This is a genomic window from Streptococcus mitis (assembly GCF_009496285.1).
Taxonomy (GTDB): domain Bacteria; phylum Bacillota; class Bacilli; order Lactobacillales; family Streptococcaceae; genus Streptococcus; species Streptococcus mitis_BP.
Genome location: NZ_WIJK01000014.1, coordinates 1 through 16,943, shown reverse-complemented (window position 1 = coordinate 16,943; position 16,943 = coordinate 1). Strand labels below are relative to the sequence as shown.

Genomic DNA, 16,943 nt, shown 5'->3' with positions numbered 1-16,943 from the left:
AACCATGACACTTGCTAAAGATATTGCTAGCCATCTATTGAAAATTCAAGCCGTTTACCTCAAGCCAGAAGAGCCTTTTACATGGGCTTCTGGGATCAAGTCACCGATTTATACGGACAACCGTGTGACGCTTGCTTATCCAGAAACTCGCACCTTGATTGAAAATGGTTTTGTAGAAGCTATTAAGGCAGAATTCCCTGAGGTAGAAGTCATTGCAGGAACAGCGACGGCAGGTATTCCGCATGGTGCCATCATCGCTGACAAGATGAATCTGCCATTTGCTTATATTCGTAGCAAACGAAAAGATCACGGAGCAGGCAACCAAATTGAAGGCCATGTAGCCCAAGGGAAAAAAATGGTCGTTGTTGAAGATTTGATTTCAACTGGTGGCTCAGTTCTTGAGGCCGTGGCTGCTGCCAAGCGTGAAGGAGCAGATGTTCTGGGTGTTGTAGCTATCTTCAGCTATCAACTAGCAAAAGCAGATAAGAACTTTGCGGATGCTGGTGTCAAACTGGTGACCCTTTCAAACTATAGTGAGCTCATCCACCTAGCCCAAGAAGAGGGCTATATCACACCAGAAGGACTTGACCTTTTAAAACGATTTAAAGAAGACCAGGAAAATTGGCAAAAAGCTTAAGGTATATAAAAATCAAAATCAGGTAATCACTAGGATTACCTGATTTCTTTTTGTTATGTTTATTAGATGTTATACTCAATGAAAATCAAAGAGCAAACTAGGAAGCTAGCCGCAGGCTGTACTTGAGTACGGCAAGGTGAAGCTGACGTGGTTTGAATTTGATTTTCGAAGAGTATTAGTCAACTTTTCCGCCTTCAACAACCAGGTCATCTGCTTTAGCAGCATCACCGTAAGTTGGGTGAAGTGTTTTTTCATAATCCTTGTGGAAGAAGTTTTCCTTACCTAATTTCTCGATTTCTTGATTGATGTAGTCAAGAAGTTCTTGGTTACCTTTTTGAACTGCTGGTGCAATGGTATCTGGGTTACCTAGAGAAGTAATTCCTACTTCAAATCCTTTATTTTCAAGCGCCCAAGCTAGGACTTCAGTATTGTCAGTAGAAAAGGCATCTCCACGTCCATCAAGAAGGGCTTGATAGGCATCGCTATATTGGTCATATTTTTGAAGTTTTACTTCTGGGTGATTTTTCTCAAAGTAAGTTTCAGCAGTAGTTCCTTTTGTAACGATCAAGGTTTTGCCTTCAAGTTCTTTAACGTCTTTGATGACTTTATCTTTTGGTGACACAACACCGAGAGAAACTTTCATGTAAGGAAGGGCAAAGTCAACTTGTTTTTTACGTTCGTCAGTAACTGTGAAGTTGGCAAGTGTGATATCAACCTTGTTTGAAATCAAGTATTCAGCACGGTTAGCTGCATCCACTGATACATATTTCGGTTTGACACCAAGGTCTTGTGCTAATTGGTTACCAAGTTCGATATCGTAACCTTGGTAAGAACCATCGTTGTCAACATAACCAAATGGTTTTTTATCTCCAAATACCGCGATTCGAAGTTCGCCACTTTTCTTAATTTCATCAATGGTACGAGCTTTGGCAGTTGCCTTAGTAGATGAAGCATCAGAGCTTCCGCCTGAACTACAAGCTGTGACGAAGATAAGCGCAAATGCTAGGGCAAAAACAGTTAAAATTGGTTTAAGTAGTTTCATAATAATCTCCTTTATTGATTATAGATATGAGCCAAACTGGCTAAAGTCAAAGACGTTTAAAAATTCTTGTGCTCGTTTAGTTTTTGGATTTGTGAAGAATTCTTGAGCAGTTCCTTCTTCAGCAATCTTCCCTTGGTCAAGGAAGATAATGCGGTCCGCAATGGCTTGGGCAAACTGCATTTCATGGGTTACCAGAATCATGGTACGCCCTTCTTGGGCCAAGTCATTGATGAGTTCCAAAACCTCACGTACCATTTCTGGATCCAGTGAAGCCGTTACCTCGTCAAAAAGAATGATTTCTGGATGCATGAGAAGGGCACGAACGATAGCAACCCGTTGCTTTTGTCCACCAGATAATTGACGCGCAAAGCTATGTTGTTTATCCAACAATCCTACACGTTCTAGTAACTGTAAGGCTTCTTGTGTTACTTCTTTCTTGTCGCGTCCTTGAGCCTTGATAGGTCCTAGGATGAGGTTTTGAAGGACATCCAAGTGAGGAAAGAGTTCATAACTTTGAAAGACCATGCCGATTTTTTGGCGAACTAGGTGAAAATCTTTTTTATTTTCAACGATGGATTGGCCATCCAGCAGGATATCTCCTCCTTGAATACTTTCTAAACCATTGAGGCAACGAAGAAGGGTGCTTTTCCCACAACCAGATGGTCCTAGGATGACAACCACTTCCCCCTTTTTAATATCTAAAGAAAGTCCTTGGAGGATAGGATTGTCTCCGAAGGATTTTTTTAGTTCCTTGATTTCTAAAATAGTTTCAGACATTTAATTCCTCCAATGTTTTTCTAAGTGAGTAGATAGTTTGGAAATAGGGAAACAAACCGCGAAATACAAGACTAAGATTGTTCCATAAATCCAAAAGGATGCTGTTGGAATCGTTAGACGATTACTATCAATGATTTGTTGTCCAACCTTGGTAACTTCAACAACCCCAATCAAAACAACCAAGGAAGTCGTTTTAATCATCCGAGTGACAAGGTTGATGGCTTGTGGGAGCAATCTTCTTAAGACCTGAGGGATGATGATGTAGTAGTAGAGTTGAAATTTAGTTAAGCCAAGTGCTTGTCCACTCTCAAATTGATGTTTCGGTAGGGAAGTGATAGCTCCACGAACTAAGTCACCCATCTCAGCTGTTCCCCAGAGGGTGAAAACGATAATAGCAGAAGTCTCACCAGAAATATTGATATTAAAGTTTCGAGCTAAACCAAAGTAAACGATGAAAAGGAGCACCAGCTGGGGCATGATCCGGATAAATTCTAGATAAAAACGAGTCAAGAAACGAATCACTCTAGAATGAGAAGTCATGATAATTCCCATCACCGTTCCGAAAATCATGGATAAGAAGACAGACAGGATTGAAATCCCAATCGTGACGCCCAATCCCTGTAAAATTCTCAGGAGATTATTTCCCTGAAAGAGTACTTGCATTCCCGAATCCTGCATGACGGAGCCTCCTTTCTATCCAACTAAAGACTAGTGAAATAGGTAGAAGCATGATAAGGTAAGCAACCACCAACATGGCTAGTGCGATATCTGTCTCATAGTAGAGTCCTATCAAATCCTTAGCAACATACATAAGGTCAGCAAGGGCGACTGCCGAAAAGACAGATGTTTCCTTGATGAGGAAAATAACATTGGCACTAAAGGATGGTAGAGCAACCGCTGTCGCTTGTGGAAGAACCACGTAGCGAAAAACCTGAAATGGAGTAAGCCCAATGGCTAAACCAATTTCATGCTGGGTTTGACTGACTGCTTCTAGCCCGCTTCGGAAGGATTCTGCCATGTAGGAACCACCTAAGAAGATGAGCCCGACTGTTGCACAGACTTCTGAAGAAAGAACAATCCCTATTCGAGGTAGGCCGAAGTAGAGAAAGAAAAGTTGTATCAAAAGGGGTGTATTTCGTGAAAGTTCGATATAGGCTGTTGCCAACTGGGAGAAAACAGGAAGGCGGTAATGCCGGATGACACTGACGATGAGCCCCAGCAAAAAAGAACCTAGAATTCCCCAAACTGCAATATGCAAGGTCAGAAAGAATGCCTTTTGATAGAGTGGTAGATATTGTTCAACAATGGACCAATCCAAAAGTAGAACCTCCCATCTAGGAAAATGATACAGTTATTGTAGCATTAAAAGAGAGCTTTGGATAATATGTATTTTTTATTGTGGTGATAAAAAATATTTATAACGGCGATAAATTTTAAAAATGTGATTTTGGGTTGACAAATGTAGATTTTGAGAGTATACTGATAATTGTAATTGACAAATGTAGATTTTGGAGGTGTGCTGATGCAGATTTCGGATGCAGAATGGCAGGTCATGAAGATTATCTGGATGCAGGGAGAACAGACTAGTACTGATCTCATAAAAGTATTAGAGAAAAGGTTTAGCTGGTCTAAATCCACGATCCAGACACTCTTAGCCCGTCTGGTAGAGAAAGAATGTTTGACTCGGGAAAAACAGGGCAAGTCCTTTGTCTATTCGTCCCTTTTAACGCTAGATGATAGTAAGGGCTTAATGGTTCAGGATATCAAAGACAAGCTTTGTTCTCGAAGAATAAAGCTCTTGCTAGCTGATTTGATTGAAGAATGTGACTTTACCCTAGCTGACTTGGAAGGCTTGGAAGAAGTAATTTCAAAGAAAAAAGCAAGTGCTGTAACAGAAGTAAGATGTAATTGTATGTAAAGGAGACGCTATGTTAAATCTATTTGTATCTATTATTGTTCTAGGATTGATTGCTTTTATCCTCTTTTGGTTTTTCAAAAAACCTCAAGAAGACGGTAAGAGAGCTCAACAAAAGAATGGCTATCAAGAAATTCGAGTGGAAGTCATGGGGGGATATACTCCAGGAACTATTATTCTAAAAAAATCGCAACCTGCTCGCATTATTTTCGATCGAAAAGATCCTTCACCTTGCTTGGACCAAATCGTTTTTCCAGACTTTGGAGTGCATGCAAATCTGCCTATGGGAGACCAATATGTGGTTGAAATCACTCCTGAAGAAGCAGGTGAGTATGGTTTCTCTTGTGGCATGAATATGATGCACGGTAAGATGATTGTAGAATAGGAGAATGATATGACTGAAATTGTAAAAGCAAGTCTTGAAAATGGTGTTCAAAAAATCCGTATCACGGCAGACAAAGGCTACCATCCAGCCCACATTCAACTGCAAAAAGGGATTCCTGCTGAGATTACCTTTCACCGTGTGACACCATCAAACTGCTATAAGGAGATTCTCTTCGAAGAAGAAGGAATCCTAGAACCAATCGCTCAAGACGAGGAAAAAGTCATTCGCTTTACGCCTCAAGACTTGGGCGAGCATGAATTTTCATGCGGCATGAAGATGCAAAAGGGGACCTACACCGTTGTTGAAAAAACTAAAAAGTCTCTCAGTCTTTTACAGCGTTTTTGGATTACTAGTATCTTTACTGTGCCTCTTGTGATTCTCATGATTGGGATGTCTACAGGAGGAATTAGTCACCAAGTCATGCGTTGGGGCACCTTTTTAGCCACAACACCCATTATGCTGGTAGCTGGAGTTCCATATATCAGAAGCGCCTGGGCTAGTTTTAAAAAGCACAATTCCAACATGGATACCTTGGTTGCTCTGGGAACCCTAGTGGCCTATTTCTATAGCTTAGTTGCCCTCTTCACTGGTCTGCCCGTTTACTTTGAAAGTGCTGCATTTATCCTCTTCTTCATTCTTTTGGGAGCAGTTTTTGAGGAAAAAATGCGAAAAAATACTTCACAGGCAGTCGAAAAATTATTAGACCTACAAGCAAAAACAGCAGAGGTTTTGCGTGATGATGTTTATGTTCAAATCCCTCTAGAACAAGTCAAAGTTGGGGATCTCATTCGCGTTCGACCAGGTGAAAAAATTGCCGTTGATGGGACCGTGTTAGAAGGTGAAACGAGTATTGATGAATCAATGGTGACTGGGGAAAGTATTCCAGTCGATAAATCAGTTGGAGATGCTGTTATTGGGTCAACTATCAATAATAGTGGTACGATCATTTTTAAAGCTGAAAAAGTTGGTTCTGAGACTATGCTGGCTCAGATTGTGGACTTTGTGAAGAAAGCGCAAACGAGTCGTGCTCCTATTCAAGATTTGACAGACAAGATTTCTGGGATTTTTGTACCAGCAGTTGTCATTTTAGGACTTCTTACTTTTTGGATCTGGTTTGTTTTCCTAGGAGAAAGCTTTGTGACGTCACTTCTCTACGGAGTTGCTGTTTTGATAATTGCCTGTCCTTGTGCACTAGGACTCGCGACACCGACAGCACTCATGGTTGGAACAGGACGAAGTGCCAAGATGGGGATTCTTCTCAAAAATGGTACAGTTTTACAGGAAATCCAAAAAGTCCAAACCATTGTTTTTGACAAGACAGGAACCTTGACCGAAGGGAAGCCAGTAGTGACAGATGTTATTGGTGATGAAAGAGAAGTGCTAAGTTTGGCTGCTTCACTGGAAGATGTATCTCAACACCCGCTAGCTCAAGCTATTGTTAATCGTGCATCTGAACTAGGAATTAGCCTTTACCCAGTGGAAAACTTCCAAGCCTTGCATGGAAAAGGTGTGACTGGGATTATTAATAGTAAACAAGTCTTGCTTGGGAATGCCAAACTCTTAGATGATCTTGCTATTCCACATGATTATCAAGAACGATTTGATTTGCTTGAGAAAGAAGCGAAAACAGTTGTCTTCTTATCAGTAGATGGTGAACTAAAAGGCTTAATTGCCTTGCAGGATGTCCCTAAGGAAAATGCCAAAGAAGCTATTGCTAAATTGAAAAAACGCGGCCTTAGAACGGTCATGCTTACCGGAGATAATGCTGGAGTAGCGCATGCGATTGCAGAGCAAATTGGAATCGAAGAAGTGATTGCAAATGTCTTGCCAGAGGAAAAGGCACATGAAATTCACAAGCTTCAAAAGAATGGCAAATTGGCCTTTGTTGGAGATGGTATCAATGATGCGCCGGCCCTCAGTGTAGCGGATGTCGGAATTGCCATGGGCTCTGGGACAGATATTGCCATTGAATCAGCAGATCTTGTCCTTACAACCAACAATTTACTAGGATTGGCACGTGCTTTTGATATGAGTAAGAAGACCTTTAATCGTATTCTACTCAATCTTTTCTGGGCTTCTATCTATAACCTCATTGGTATTCCGATTGCAGCAGGAGTCTTTTCAAGTCTTGGTTTGGTACTCAATCCAGAACTTGCAGGATTGGCCATGGCCTTTAGTTCAGTCTCTGTTCTAATCAGCTCTCTGATGCTTAATTTTACTAAAGTCGATTAATACTCTTCGAAAATCAAATTCAAACCACGTCAGCTTCACCTTGCCGTACTCAAGTACAGCCTGCGGCTAGCTTCCTAGTTTGCTCTTTGATTTTCATTGAGTATAAAAAGGCGGTTTTAACCGCTTTTTTGCTATTCTAAAACAGATTTTCAAAACGTTTTCAATCTGTACTGTAATAGAGAATGAAAGTTTCTGAGCACATTCTTATGAAACTATAAGTAAATGTGATAAATTAGGAGTGTAAATTTACTGAATCGTTTTCAAAAAACATATAAAAGCGCTTTTATTATTCATCAAATTAACTTTTAAGGAGAGTTATCATTATGACTCAAGGGAAAATTACTGCATCTGCAGCAATGCTTAACGTATTGAAAACATGGGGCGTAGACACTATCTACGGTATCCCATCAGGAACACTCAGCTCACTTATGGACGCTTTGGCTGAAGACAAAGATATCCGTTTCTTGCAAGTTCGTCACGAAGAAACAGGTGCTCTTGCAGCGGTTATGCAAGCTAAATTTGGCGGATCTATCGGTGTTGCAGTTGGTTCAGGTGGACCTGGTGCAACTCACTTGATCAACGGTGTTTACGATGCAGCTATGGATAACACTCCATTCCTTGCTATCCTTGGATCACGTCCAGTTAACGAATTGAACATGGATGCCTTCCAAGAATTGAACCAAAACCCAATGTACAACGGTATCGCTGTTTACAACAAACGTGTAGCTTACGCAGAGCAATTACCAAAAGTTATTGACGAAGCTTGCCGTGCTGCCGTTTCTAAAAAAGGTCCAGCTGTCGTTGAAATTCCAGTAAACTTTGGTTTCCAAGAAATCGACGAAAACTCATACTACGGTTCAGGTTCATACGAGCGTTCATTCATCGCTCCTGCTTTGAACGAAGTTGAAATTGATAAAGCTGTTGAAATTTTGAACAACGCTGAACGCCCAGTGATCTACGCTGGTTACGGTGGTGTTAAAGCTGGTGAAGTGATCACTGAATTGTCACGTAAAATCAAAGCACCAATCATCACAACTGGTAAAAACTTTGAAGCTTTCGAATGGAACTACGAAGGTTTGACAGGTTCTGCTTACCGTGTTGGTTGGAAGCCAGCCAACGAAGTGGTCTTTGAAGCAGACACAGTTCTTTTCCTTGGTTCAAACTTCCCATTTGCTGAAGTTTACGAAGCATTCAAAAACACTGAAAAATTCATCCAAGTGGATATCGACCCTTACAAACTTGGTAAACGTCACGCTCTTGACGCTTCTATCCTTGGTGATGCAGGTCAAGCAGCTAAAGCTATCCTTGATAAAGTAAACCCAGTTGAGTCTACTCCATGGTGGCGTGCAAACGTGAAGAACAACCAAAACTGGCGTGATTACATGAACAAACTCGAAGGTAAAACTGAGGGTGAATTGCAATTGTACCAAGTCTACAATGCAATCAACAAACATGCTGATCAAGACGCTATCTACTCAATCGACGTAGGTGACACTACTCAAACATCTACTCGTCACCTTCACATGACACCTAAGAACATGTGGCGCACATCTCCACTCTTTGCGACAATGGGTATTGCCCTTCCTGGTGGTATCGCTGCTAAGAAAGACAATCCAGATCGCCAAGTATGGAACATCATGGGTGACGGTGCATTCAACATGTGCTACCCAGACGTTATCACAAACGTTCAATACGACCTTCCAGTTATCAACGTTGTCTTCTCAAATGGTAAATATGCCTTCATCAAGGACAAATACGAGGACACAAACAAACACTTGTTTGGTTGTGACTTCCCTAATGCTGACTATGCGAAAATCGCTGAAGCGCAAGGTGCTGTAGGATTCACTGTGAACCGTATCGAAGACATCGATGCAGTTGTTGCAGAAGCTGTTAAACTCAACAAAGAAGGTAAGACAGTTGTGATCGATGCTCACATCACTCCACATCGTCCACTTCCAGTAGAAGTACTTGAGTTGGATCCAAAACAACACTCAGAAGAAGCAATCAAAGCCTTCAAGGAAAAATACGAAGCAGAAGAACTCGTACCATTCCGCCTCTTCTTGGAAGAAGAAGGATTGCAATCACGCGCAATTAAATAATTTCTCTCGTCGAAAATCAAATTTTAAATTTGTAGAATTTATTCTTTGATTTTCATAGAGTGAAACTTAAAAAGATCGGAGTCATCCGGTCTTTTTATGGAGAATAGTAAATGAATTTAAATCAATTAGATATTATCGTTTCAGATGTTCCCCAAGTCTGTGCGGAACTGGAGCATATCTTGGATAAAAAGGCCGATTATGTTGATGATAGTTTTGCTCAGTTCACGATTGGCAGTCACTGTCTCATGTTCTCTCAAAATCATTTGATTCCTTTGGAAAACTTTCAGTCAGGAATCATTCTTCACATCGAGGTTGAGGACGTAGAACAGAATTACCAACGATTAAAAGAGATTGGTGTCGAGATTTTACATGGGCCTTGTGAAACGGATTGGGGAACAGAGTCTTTATTAGTTAAAGGCCCTGCTGGTCTAGTGATTGATTTTTATCGTATGAAATAGGGTGCTTAGTCATTTGAAGATAACCTTAACTATTCTTAAAACAGAATGTGAGAATATGAACTATTGAAAGATCGGAGCAATCCGGTTTTTTTTCTGTTATGCGATTTTCAGTCCGTCTCGTTCCATTAGGTGCGAGACAAAAAACCACCCGCTGACGGGTGGTTATGATTTCTACACTTATTGTTTGGCTTCCTGTTTTAATTGTTGCACCTGTTCCTTGTACTGGAGAAGCTCCTTGTCTTTTTTATGGATAGTCGTTTCTGCTTCAGCAATGCGGCTTTTCAGCTCTTGAGTCTTGCCATGGTGATAGCTAAAACCAATAGCACTACCAACAATGATCCCGATTACTAGACAAGTAAAAATCACCAAAATCAAGGGAGCAGATAGTTGTGTAAAGACAAGACTGACAGTTACTGTTTGACGATTGAGCAGACCAAAGGAGATCACAATGACTAATAAGATCAAACCGCCAATTAGATAAGCCTTATCTTTCAGTGACAATTCATTAAATTTTTTTAGCATAAGTTCCTTTTCTCCTGACTATGTTGATAGAAAATTACACACCATTTAGGTATTAACAAAATTCATTTTACTAGAAAATTTCGATACTGTCAATAATTTCTAACAGCTTATTTACCATCAATCGATTCATTGAAAAGGAGTATTCATTTTCTAATATTTGATTGACTAAACAGATCGGAGCAATCCAGTCTTTTTTCTGTTCCCTCTTTCTTCTCACAAGATTGTGATAGTTTACATCTTTATAACAAAAGCTTCAAAGTCTTGATTGTTTTGAAAGAAGATTATAAAATAAGATTCAGTAAAAATGAAATAGGTTTTGAAAATAACTGAAAAACAAATGAAAATGTTAGGTTGGGTAGCGACCTTTATGTCTGTTATGATGTATATGTCTTACTTCCCACAAATCATGGACAATCTGGCTGGTCAAAAAGGAAATTTCATTGAGCCCTTGGTTGCAGCGATCAACTGTAGTCTATGGGTCTACTACGGTCTTTTCAAAAAAGAAAGAGATATCCCCCTTGCAGCAGCGAATGCACCAGGTATTATTTTTGGCCTAGTAACCGCTATCACAGCTTTGATTTAAAAGGAACAGAGGAGACTAGTTTTCAGTCTTCTTTTTTTGTTTCCGGGGAGGCTATTTGCTTTTTCGAGAGGATAATTTTTTAAAAAACAATCTGATCAACTTAAATAGTAGAATAGTATCAGTATGTCACAGTATTTTATAAGAAAAGGTTTCAGAATGAGCTATAATATAAGTAAATGAACAAGCAAATAAGAAAGTTGAGTAGACTTATGACCGAAAAACTGACTTTTCCGGATGGTTTCGGCTGGAACAGGCGAAATGAACAAGCGCTATGGCTTTATCTATGTGGATCGAGATAACGCAGGAAATGGGACTCTCAAACGTAGCAAGAAGAAATCCTTCTACTGGTACAAGGATGTCATTGCCAGCAATGGTGCAAGCATTGAGTAGAGCACATTTGTTCACTATTTTTATAAAATCTTCTCCCTAATTTATAAGATGTGAAAAAGAGTTCAATTCGAACTCTTTTTTTGCTATAATGAGGGGAGAAAAATCAGACAGGAGATTGACATGTCAGAACCATTATTTTTACAATCAGTTATGCAAGAAAAAATTTGGGGAGGTACCAAGCTACGTGATGAGTTTGGTTACGACATCCCAAGTGAAAAAATCGGAGAATACTGGGCCATCTCAGCTCATCCAAATGGCGTTTCAAAGGTTGCAAATGGACGCTACGAGGGAACAGACCTAGCTACTTTGTATGCGGAACACCGTGAATTGTTTGGCAACCGTCCAGAACCTGTATTTCCACTTTTGACCAAAATACTCGATGCTAACGACTGGCTTAGCGTCCAAGTTCACCCAGACGATGCTTATGGACTAGAGCATGAAGGCGAACTTGGAAAAACAGAATGTTGGTACATCATCTCTGCGGATGAAGGTTCAGAGATTATCTACGGGCATAATGCCAAGTCAAAAGAAGAACTCCGTCAGCAAATCGAAGATAAGAACTGGGATGACCTGTTGACAAAAGTACCAGTTAAGGCTGGAGATTTCTTCTATGTACCAAGTGGCACCATGCATGCTATTGGTGCAGGCATCTTGATTCTTGAAACCCAACAGTCTAGTGATACCACCTATCGCGTCTACGACTTTGACCGCAAGGACGATAATGGAAACTTGCGTGAACTACACCTTGAAAAATCTATCGATGTCTTGAATATTGGTGAGCCTGCAAATAGCCGTCCTGTGACTGTCAAAGCTGATGATTTACGCTCAACTTTACTTGTCTCTAATGATTTCTTCGCAGTCTACAAGTGGGAAATCACAGGAAAAGTTGAATTTGAGAAGACGGCTGATTACAGCTTGTTGAGTGTCTTGGCTGGTCAAGGGAAACTGACTGTAGACGGAAAAGATTATCCAATCCAAAAAGGTAGTCACTTTATCTTGCCGAGTGATGTTGAAGCTTGGACTCTGGAAGGGCAAGATTTGGAATTAATTGTTAGCCATCCATAAAAAAGAAAGGGCCTGAGTTCACTACTCAAGTCCTTTTTGATTACATAAATTGGGCGATAAAGACCACGATGATGATGATTGGAATGACGAAACGAAGAAGGAAGAGCCAGACTTGGAAAAGTCCTTGTTTCCATGCTGTTTCATCAAGATGCAATTCCTCCATAGCGAGTGCTTTTTTAAAGATAAAGCCTGTAAAAAGGGACAAGCAGAGAGCACCGAAAGGCATAAGGAGGTTGGAAACCAAGAAATCCATAGCATCAAAGAAAGTTTTTCCAAAGATTTGGACGTCTGCCATGACACCGTAGGATAGGGCTGAAGGGATACCAAATACAAAAGTCAAAACCCCTAAAATCATACTCCACTTAGCACGTTTGCGATTGTCTTGGTTGGTGATGTTGCCTACATTGATTTCCAGCATCACGACAGAAGAAGTGACCGTCGCAAAGAGGAAGAGCAAGAGAAAGAGAATATAGAAAATACTTCCAAAAGGCATCTTGTCAAAGAGTTGTGGCAAGACGATAAAGAGAAGACTTGGACCACCCTCAGACTGGATGTTAAAGGCTGACATAGCTGGGAAAATGGCTAATCCTGCCATGATGGATACAGAGATGTTCATGGCAACGATGGACATACCTGATTGGACCAGATTGGTTTTCTTATCTAAGTAAGAAGCATAGGTCAACATAGCAGTAACACCGAGCGATAATGCAAAGAAAGATTGCCCCAGAGCATAGAGGAGTCCGGCGCTTGTCAGTTTTGAAAAGTCAGGTTTGAGGAAGTAAACCACACCTTCCATGGCATTAGGCAAGCTGAGAGAGCGCCCGATGATAATGACAAAGATGATAAAGAGCAGGGGCATCATAACTTTCGATGCTCTTTCAATTCCTTTTTGAACTCCCTTAGATACGATAAAGATGTTGAGGAAGATAAAGAGGGCTTGGGAACCAAGGGCAATCCATGGATTTGAAATAATGTCTGTGAAGAGCTGGGCATAATCACTGCTAATCCCAACTTGGAAGGCTTTAGCAATAGCGATACCTAGATAGACTAAAACCCATCCCCCAATAACACTGTAAAAGGATAAGAGGATGAAAAGGGCAAAGGCACCGATCCAACCGATAAAATTGTAGTTCTTGTTATTGCCCAATTTTCCAAAGGTTTTGATTGCTGACACGCCAGCGCTCCGACCAAGGGCGAATTCAGCAAGCAAAAGTGGGAAACCAATCAATAGTGTCGAGATGAGAAAGACCAGTAAAAATCCTCCTCCACCATTAGCAGCGGTCATATAAGGGAATTTCCAAACGGCCCCAAGACCAATAGCAGAACCAGCAGATGCAAGGATAAAGCCCAGTTTTGAGCCCCATTGCGATTTTTCAGACATCGTTAAACTCCGATCTATTGTTTAAAATAAGAAAAGGCTACTTGAGTTGTCAAATAGCCTTCTCTCAATGGCTCTTTATGAGCTTTTTATTTGATTGATAGACTTGATTATCCTATCATGATTTTTCAAGTCTGTCAAGAAAGCGATTTTCATGTTTTTATAAAAAATATGATAAAATACTTGACTCTCCTCAAAGGGGAGGGTATATACTATTTATGTGAGGAGGAAATCATGTACCATATCAAAGAAGCTGCGCAGCTTTCAGGCGTCTCTATCAAGACCCTTTACCATTATGATAAGATAGGACTCTTGGTTCCGTTAAAGTCAGAAAATGGCTATCGAACCTACAGTCAAGAAGATTTAGAACGACTTCAGGTTATCCTTTATTACAAGTATCTAGGCTTTTCTTTAGAAAAAATAGCAGAGCTATTGAAGGAAGAAAAGACGGACTTGTTACCACATTTGACTAGGCAGTTGGACTATCTAACTCGAGAAAGGCAACATCTGGATACCTTGATTTCCACCTTGCAAAAAACCATTCAAGAACAAAAAGGAGAAAGAAAAATGACTATTGAGGAAAAATTCACTGGATTTAGCTATCAAGACCATCAAAAATACCAGCAAGAGGCGGTAGATAAGTATGGTCAAGAAGTCATGGACCAGGCTCTCGAGCGCCAAAAAGGTCACGAAGACGAAGCTACGGCTGCCTTCAACCAAGTCTTTCAAGCCTTGGCACAAAATCTTCAAGCTGATCTACCTGCAACAGCATCTGAAAATCAAGAGGAAGCAGGCAAACTCTTGCAAGCCATCCGTACTTATGGATTTGACTGCTCTATCGAGGTCTTTGGTCATATCGGAAAAGGCTATGTCTATAATCCAGAGTTTAAGGAAAACATTGATAAGTTTGGACAGGGAACAGCCCAGTACACATCAGATGTCATTGCTCACTATGTAAGCAAACAAACTCGATAAAACTCAAAGACCAAGCTAAGGCTGACAAAACCAGTAACAGATTTTAGCAGGAAGACACAGACTTAGATAAGATAAAAATCGGCGGAGTGTTCTCTGCCGATTTACTGTTATTTGAGTTGGTAAGACCAGTCTTCTCCATCCTTATAGTAAAAGAATTCACTGAGGTCCTCTTCGAGAAAAACACGAAGCATGTCAGACATATCCTCAGTAGCTAATTTTAGATGAGATAGATTTTCAAAATCCTCCCACCAGACATTTCCTTCGTCTGAAGATTGGAGCTCACCAGTAAAGTGTTCTGTTTTGTAAAAGTGGACAACATAACGATAGTCCTCGTCATCATACCAATCTTTGATACCACAGAGTTGAGGCTTAGAAATGGTCAGACCAGTTTCTTCCTTCACTTCGCGAATGACAGCATCGACAAAGGATTCGCCACGTTCAACATGACCACCAGGAAAAGTAATGCCAGGCCAGTCAGGGCTAATTCGGTCTTGAACTAGGACCTTGCCCCCATTTTTAATCATACACATGTTGACAAATTCGACTGATTCTCTTCTGCTCATATTATTTTTCCTATTTTGTTAGTAATTTTTCTACCACGTTTAACTTTCGCATGGTCAGATCAACGCCGAACAGTTTTTCAAGATAGTTGGTATTAAGCTTTTTTCGTTTTGCAGTTCTAGGGAGATAGAGGTAAAGACAATGGTTGCCGATACAAATTTCTTCTTCACCATAGTCACTATCCAATTTTTCAAATGGTAGACTTTGGATAGCATTCTGGAAAAGAATTATATGTATACGGTCATAAAGATAATGTTCTCCAAACGGATTTTCTTGGACAATTTTTGTAAAATCACTCTTATTTTTAATAACCATTTTCAAGTCGGCTCCGATTTTTTCTTTTATTAGAGTATGGACTTGTTCTCGTATTTCTTCTATGGCTAAGTCGCTTTCAAGAATAATATTTCCACTTTGAATATAAGTTCGAACGTGTTGAAAACCAGCCTCTGTTAAGATATCTACCAGATAAGACATTTTAGGGATAGCATTTTGTCCATTCGGTGTAACACCTCTCAGTAAAATAATATGTTCCAAAATAGCTCCTTTCTTATCCAATATCTTTAGATACTATATCATTTATAGTTCTAGTTTGAGCCTGCCACCCAGCCGGTGCAGAGGGCGGAAGTGATGTTAAATCCCCCCGTATGGGCATTGATATCTAGTACCTCACCAGCAAAGTGGAGTCCAGGGACTAGCTTACTTTCCAGCGTTTTAGGATTGATTTCCTTGAGACTAACGCCACCTTTAGTTACAAAGGATTTAGCTAATGACATTTTGCCAGTTACAGGGATTTTAAGAGCCTTGATGGACTGGACAAGTTGGTCGCGTTCTTTTTCTGTTAGTTGTTTGACTTTTTCAGGATATCCTTGCACGAAAAATTCTGCCAAGCGTTCAGGGAGCAAGGTTTTTAAGGCATTTTTCAAGGATTTTTCACGGTTATCTTCTAGAAATGATAACAATTCGCTTTCAGAAAATTGTGGCAAGACATCTAGGGAGAGAATTTCCCCACCCTTGACAAAGCTAGACATGCGTAGTGCAGAAGGACCTGACAAACCAAAGTGGGTAAAGAGCAAATCATGAGTGATGACGTGCTTGCCATAGCTTAGGGTTACATCGTCTAGGGAAATTCCCTGCAAGGCCTTGTGTGGGAAATCAGTCAACAATGGACTTTCAGCAGCTTCGAGTTCGGTAATAGTGTGTTTGAAATGTCGGGCGATTTCATGACCAAAACCAGTAGAGCCAGTAGAAGGATAGGATTTTCCACCTGTTGTGACAATGAGTTTATCACAAGTAAAGGTTTGGTCTGCTGACTTGAGGACAAACTGGTCGTCTATCTTTTTAACAGAAACAATCTCTGTTTGAGTGGCAATTTGCCCACCTAGCTCCATGATTTTCTTTTCCAGTGCTTCGATAATGGTTCGAGATTTGTCGCTGGCTGGAAAGACGCGACCATGGTCTTCGACCTTGAGTTTTACGCCATTTTCAGTAAAAAAGTTGATGATATCATGGTTATCAAACTGGGAAAAGACACTGTATAGAAAGCGGCCATTCCCAGGGATGCCAGCTAATAGGTCATCTAGAGTTCCATTGTTGGTCACGTTGCAGCGACCACCACCAGTACCAGCTAATTTTTTTCCAAGTTTTCGATTTTTTTCGATGAGAAGGGTTTTCTGCCCATAAAAGCTACTTGAAATCGTAGCCATCATACCAGCAGGGCCTCCCCCAATTACAATAGTGTCAAAATGTTTCATAAAAGTATTGTACCATAAAAAAACAAGAGATGATAAGTCATCTCTTGTCAGAACGAAGACAAACGTCATTTTTGGTGTTTGTCTTTTTCTGTTTTCAAAAATATTTTGTCTCATCATCTGATATTCCATTCAAAAATCGAATTTAGAACAAAATAAAAAGGGATATTCTCTAT

Annotated in this window: 18 protein-coding genes and 1 pseudogene; 10 read left to right on the top strand and 9 right to left on the bottom strand. The window is 40.4% G+C overall.

Features of this window, described 5'->3' with window-relative positions; genetic code table 11:
- Positions 1-4 precede the first annotated feature (4 nt).
- Complete coding sequence (pyrE, locus tag GEZ89_RS05750; protein WP_153225301.1) at positions 5-637, top strand: orotate phosphoribosyltransferase; 633 nt, start codon at positions 5-7, stop codon at positions 635-637.
- A 175-nt stretch (positions 638-812) separates the two neighbouring features.
- Here pyrE and GEZ89_RS05745 read toward each other — a convergent pair whose 3' ends face one another.
- From GEZ89_RS05745 to GEZ89_RS05730, 4 genes are read right to left on the bottom strand one after another with little or no spacing between them, the layout of a single operon-like run.
- Positions 813-1,679, bottom strand: a complete 867-nt coding sequence (locus tag GEZ89_RS05745) for a cysteine ABC transporter substrate-binding protein (RefSeq protein WP_153225300.1) — start codon at positions 1,677-1,679, stop codon at positions 813-815.
- 18 nt (positions 1,680-1,697) lie between these two features.
- Positions 1,698-2,456 carry an amino acid ABC transporter ATP-binding protein gene (locus GEZ89_RS05740; RefSeq protein ID WP_153225299.1) on the bottom strand — a complete coding sequence of 253 codons (759 nt, stop codon included), beginning with the start codon at positions 2,454-2,456 and terminating at the stop codon, positions 1,698-1,700.
- Positions 2,457-3,134 (bottom strand): amino acid ABC transporter permease, encoded by a 678-nt coding sequence (locus GEZ89_RS05735; RefSeq protein ID WP_153225298.1) that lies wholly within the window; start codon positions 3,132-3,134, stop codon positions 2,457-2,459. It lies immediately after the preceding gene.
- A complete protein-coding gene (locus GEZ89_RS05730; RefSeq protein ID WP_000384100.1) occupies positions 3,094-3,774 on the bottom strand; it encodes an amino acid ABC transporter permease in 681 nt (226 codons plus the stop codon). The genes GEZ89_RS05735 and GEZ89_RS05730 overlap by 41 nt, the downstream gene beginning before the upstream one ends.
- 204 nt (positions 3,775-3,978) lie before the next feature.
- Here GEZ89_RS05730 and GEZ89_RS05725 point away from each other — a divergent pair, with 204 nt between their 5' ends.
- From GEZ89_RS05725 to GEZ89_RS05705, 5 genes are all read left to right on the top strand, one after another.
- Positions 3,979-4,374, top strand: coding sequence for a CopY/TcrY family copper transport repressor (locus GEZ89_RS05725; RefSeq protein ID WP_075232217.1), 396 nt, complete (start codon positions 3,979-3,981; stop codon positions 4,372-4,374).
- A gap of 10 nt (positions 4,375-4,384) precedes the next feature.
- The gene (locus tag GEZ89_RS05720; protein ID WP_075232216.1) at positions 4,385-4,756 is read left to right on the top strand and encodes a cupredoxin domain-containing protein; all 372 of its coding nucleotides are present in this window, start codon (positions 4,385-4,387) and stop codon (positions 4,754-4,756) included.
- 9 nt (positions 4,757-4,765) lie between these two features.
- Complete coding sequence (locus GEZ89_RS05715; RefSeq protein ID WP_153225297.1) at positions 4,766-6,988, top strand: heavy metal translocating P-type ATPase; 2,223 nt, start codon at positions 4,766-4,768, stop codon at positions 6,986-6,988.
- A gap of 323 nt (positions 6,989-7,311) precedes the next feature.
- On the top strand, positions 7,312-9,087 hold the full coding sequence (spxB, locus tag GEZ89_RS05710) for a pyruvate oxidase (protein ID WP_049503130.1): 1,776 nt from the start codon (positions 7,312-7,314) through the stop codon (positions 9,085-9,087).
- Between the two features lie 110 nt (positions 9,088-9,197).
- Positions 9,198-9,545 carry a VOC family protein gene (locus GEZ89_RS05705; RefSeq protein ID WP_153225296.1) on the top strand — a complete coding sequence of 116 codons (348 nt, stop codon included), beginning with the start codon at positions 9,198-9,200 and terminating at the stop codon, positions 9,543-9,545.
- Between the two features lie 177 nt (positions 9,546-9,722).
- Here the strand turns inward: GEZ89_RS05705 and GEZ89_RS05700 are convergent, their stop codons facing one another.
- Positions 9,723-10,067: a LapA family protein gene (locus GEZ89_RS05700; RefSeq protein WP_049503129.1), complete on the bottom strand. Its 345-nt coding sequence runs from the start codon at positions 10,065-10,067 to the stop codon at positions 9,723-9,725.
- A 322-nt stretch (positions 10,068-10,389) separates the two neighbouring features.
- Here GEZ89_RS05700 and GEZ89_RS05695 point away from each other — a divergent pair, with 322 nt between their 5' ends.
- The 3 genes and pseudogenes from GEZ89_RS05695 to manA all read left to right on the top strand — a co-directional run bounded on the left by GEZ89_RS05695 (position 10,390) and on the right by manA (position 12,105).
- Positions 10,390-10,650, top strand: a complete 261-nt coding sequence (locus GEZ89_RS05695; RefSeq protein ID WP_025170330.1) for a SemiSWEET family transporter — start codon at positions 10,390-10,392, stop codon at positions 10,648-10,650.
- Positions 10,651-10,884: 234 nt separating this feature from the next.
- Positions 10,885-11,040, top strand: a pseudogene (locus tag GEZ89_RS05690) (family 1 glycosylhydrolase); the annotation flags it as partial.
- Positions 11,041-11,160: 120 nt separating this feature from the next.
- Complete coding sequence (manA, locus tag GEZ89_RS05685) at positions 11,161-12,105, top strand: mannose-6-phosphate isomerase, class I (protein ID WP_153225294.1); 945 nt, start codon at positions 11,161-11,163, stop codon at positions 12,103-12,105.
- Between the two features lie 40 nt (positions 12,106-12,145).
- Here manA and GEZ89_RS05680 read toward each other — a convergent pair whose 3' ends face one another.
- Positions 12,146-13,486: a sodium-dependent transporter gene (locus GEZ89_RS05680; RefSeq protein ID WP_153225325.1), complete on the bottom strand. Its 1,341-nt coding sequence runs from the start codon at positions 13,484-13,486 to the stop codon at positions 12,146-12,148.
- A gap of 231 nt (positions 13,487-13,717) precedes the next feature.
- Between GEZ89_RS05680 and GEZ89_RS05675 the strand changes: the two genes are divergently transcribed.
- Positions 13,718-14,458 (top strand): MerR family transcriptional regulator, encoded by a 741-nt coding sequence (locus GEZ89_RS05675; RefSeq protein WP_153225293.1) that lies wholly within the window; start codon positions 13,718-13,720, stop codon positions 14,456-14,458.
- 107 nt (positions 14,459-14,565) lie between these two features.
- Here the strand turns inward: GEZ89_RS05675 and GEZ89_RS05670 are convergent, their stop codons facing one another.
- The 3 genes from GEZ89_RS05670 to GEZ89_RS05660 are packed head-to-tail and all read right to left on the bottom strand — an operon-like array spanning position 14,566 to position 16,770.
- The gene (locus tag GEZ89_RS05670) at positions 14,566-15,021 is read right to left on the bottom strand and encodes an 8-oxo-dGTP diphosphatase (protein ID WP_153225292.1); all 456 of its coding nucleotides are present in this window, start codon (positions 15,019-15,021) and stop codon (positions 14,566-14,568) included.
- 10 nt (positions 15,022-15,031) lie between these two features.
- A complete protein-coding gene (locus tag GEZ89_RS05665) occupies positions 15,032-15,553 on the bottom strand; it encodes a DUF1697 domain-containing protein (RefSeq protein WP_061862833.1) in 522 nt (173 codons plus the stop codon).
- A gap of 50 nt (positions 15,554-15,603) precedes the next feature.
- On the bottom strand, positions 15,604-16,770 hold the full coding sequence (locus tag GEZ89_RS05660) for an NAD(P)/FAD-dependent oxidoreductase (protein ID WP_153225291.1): 1,167 nt from the start codon (positions 16,768-16,770) through the stop codon (positions 15,604-15,606).
- Positions 16,771-16,943: the final 173 nt, after the last annotated feature.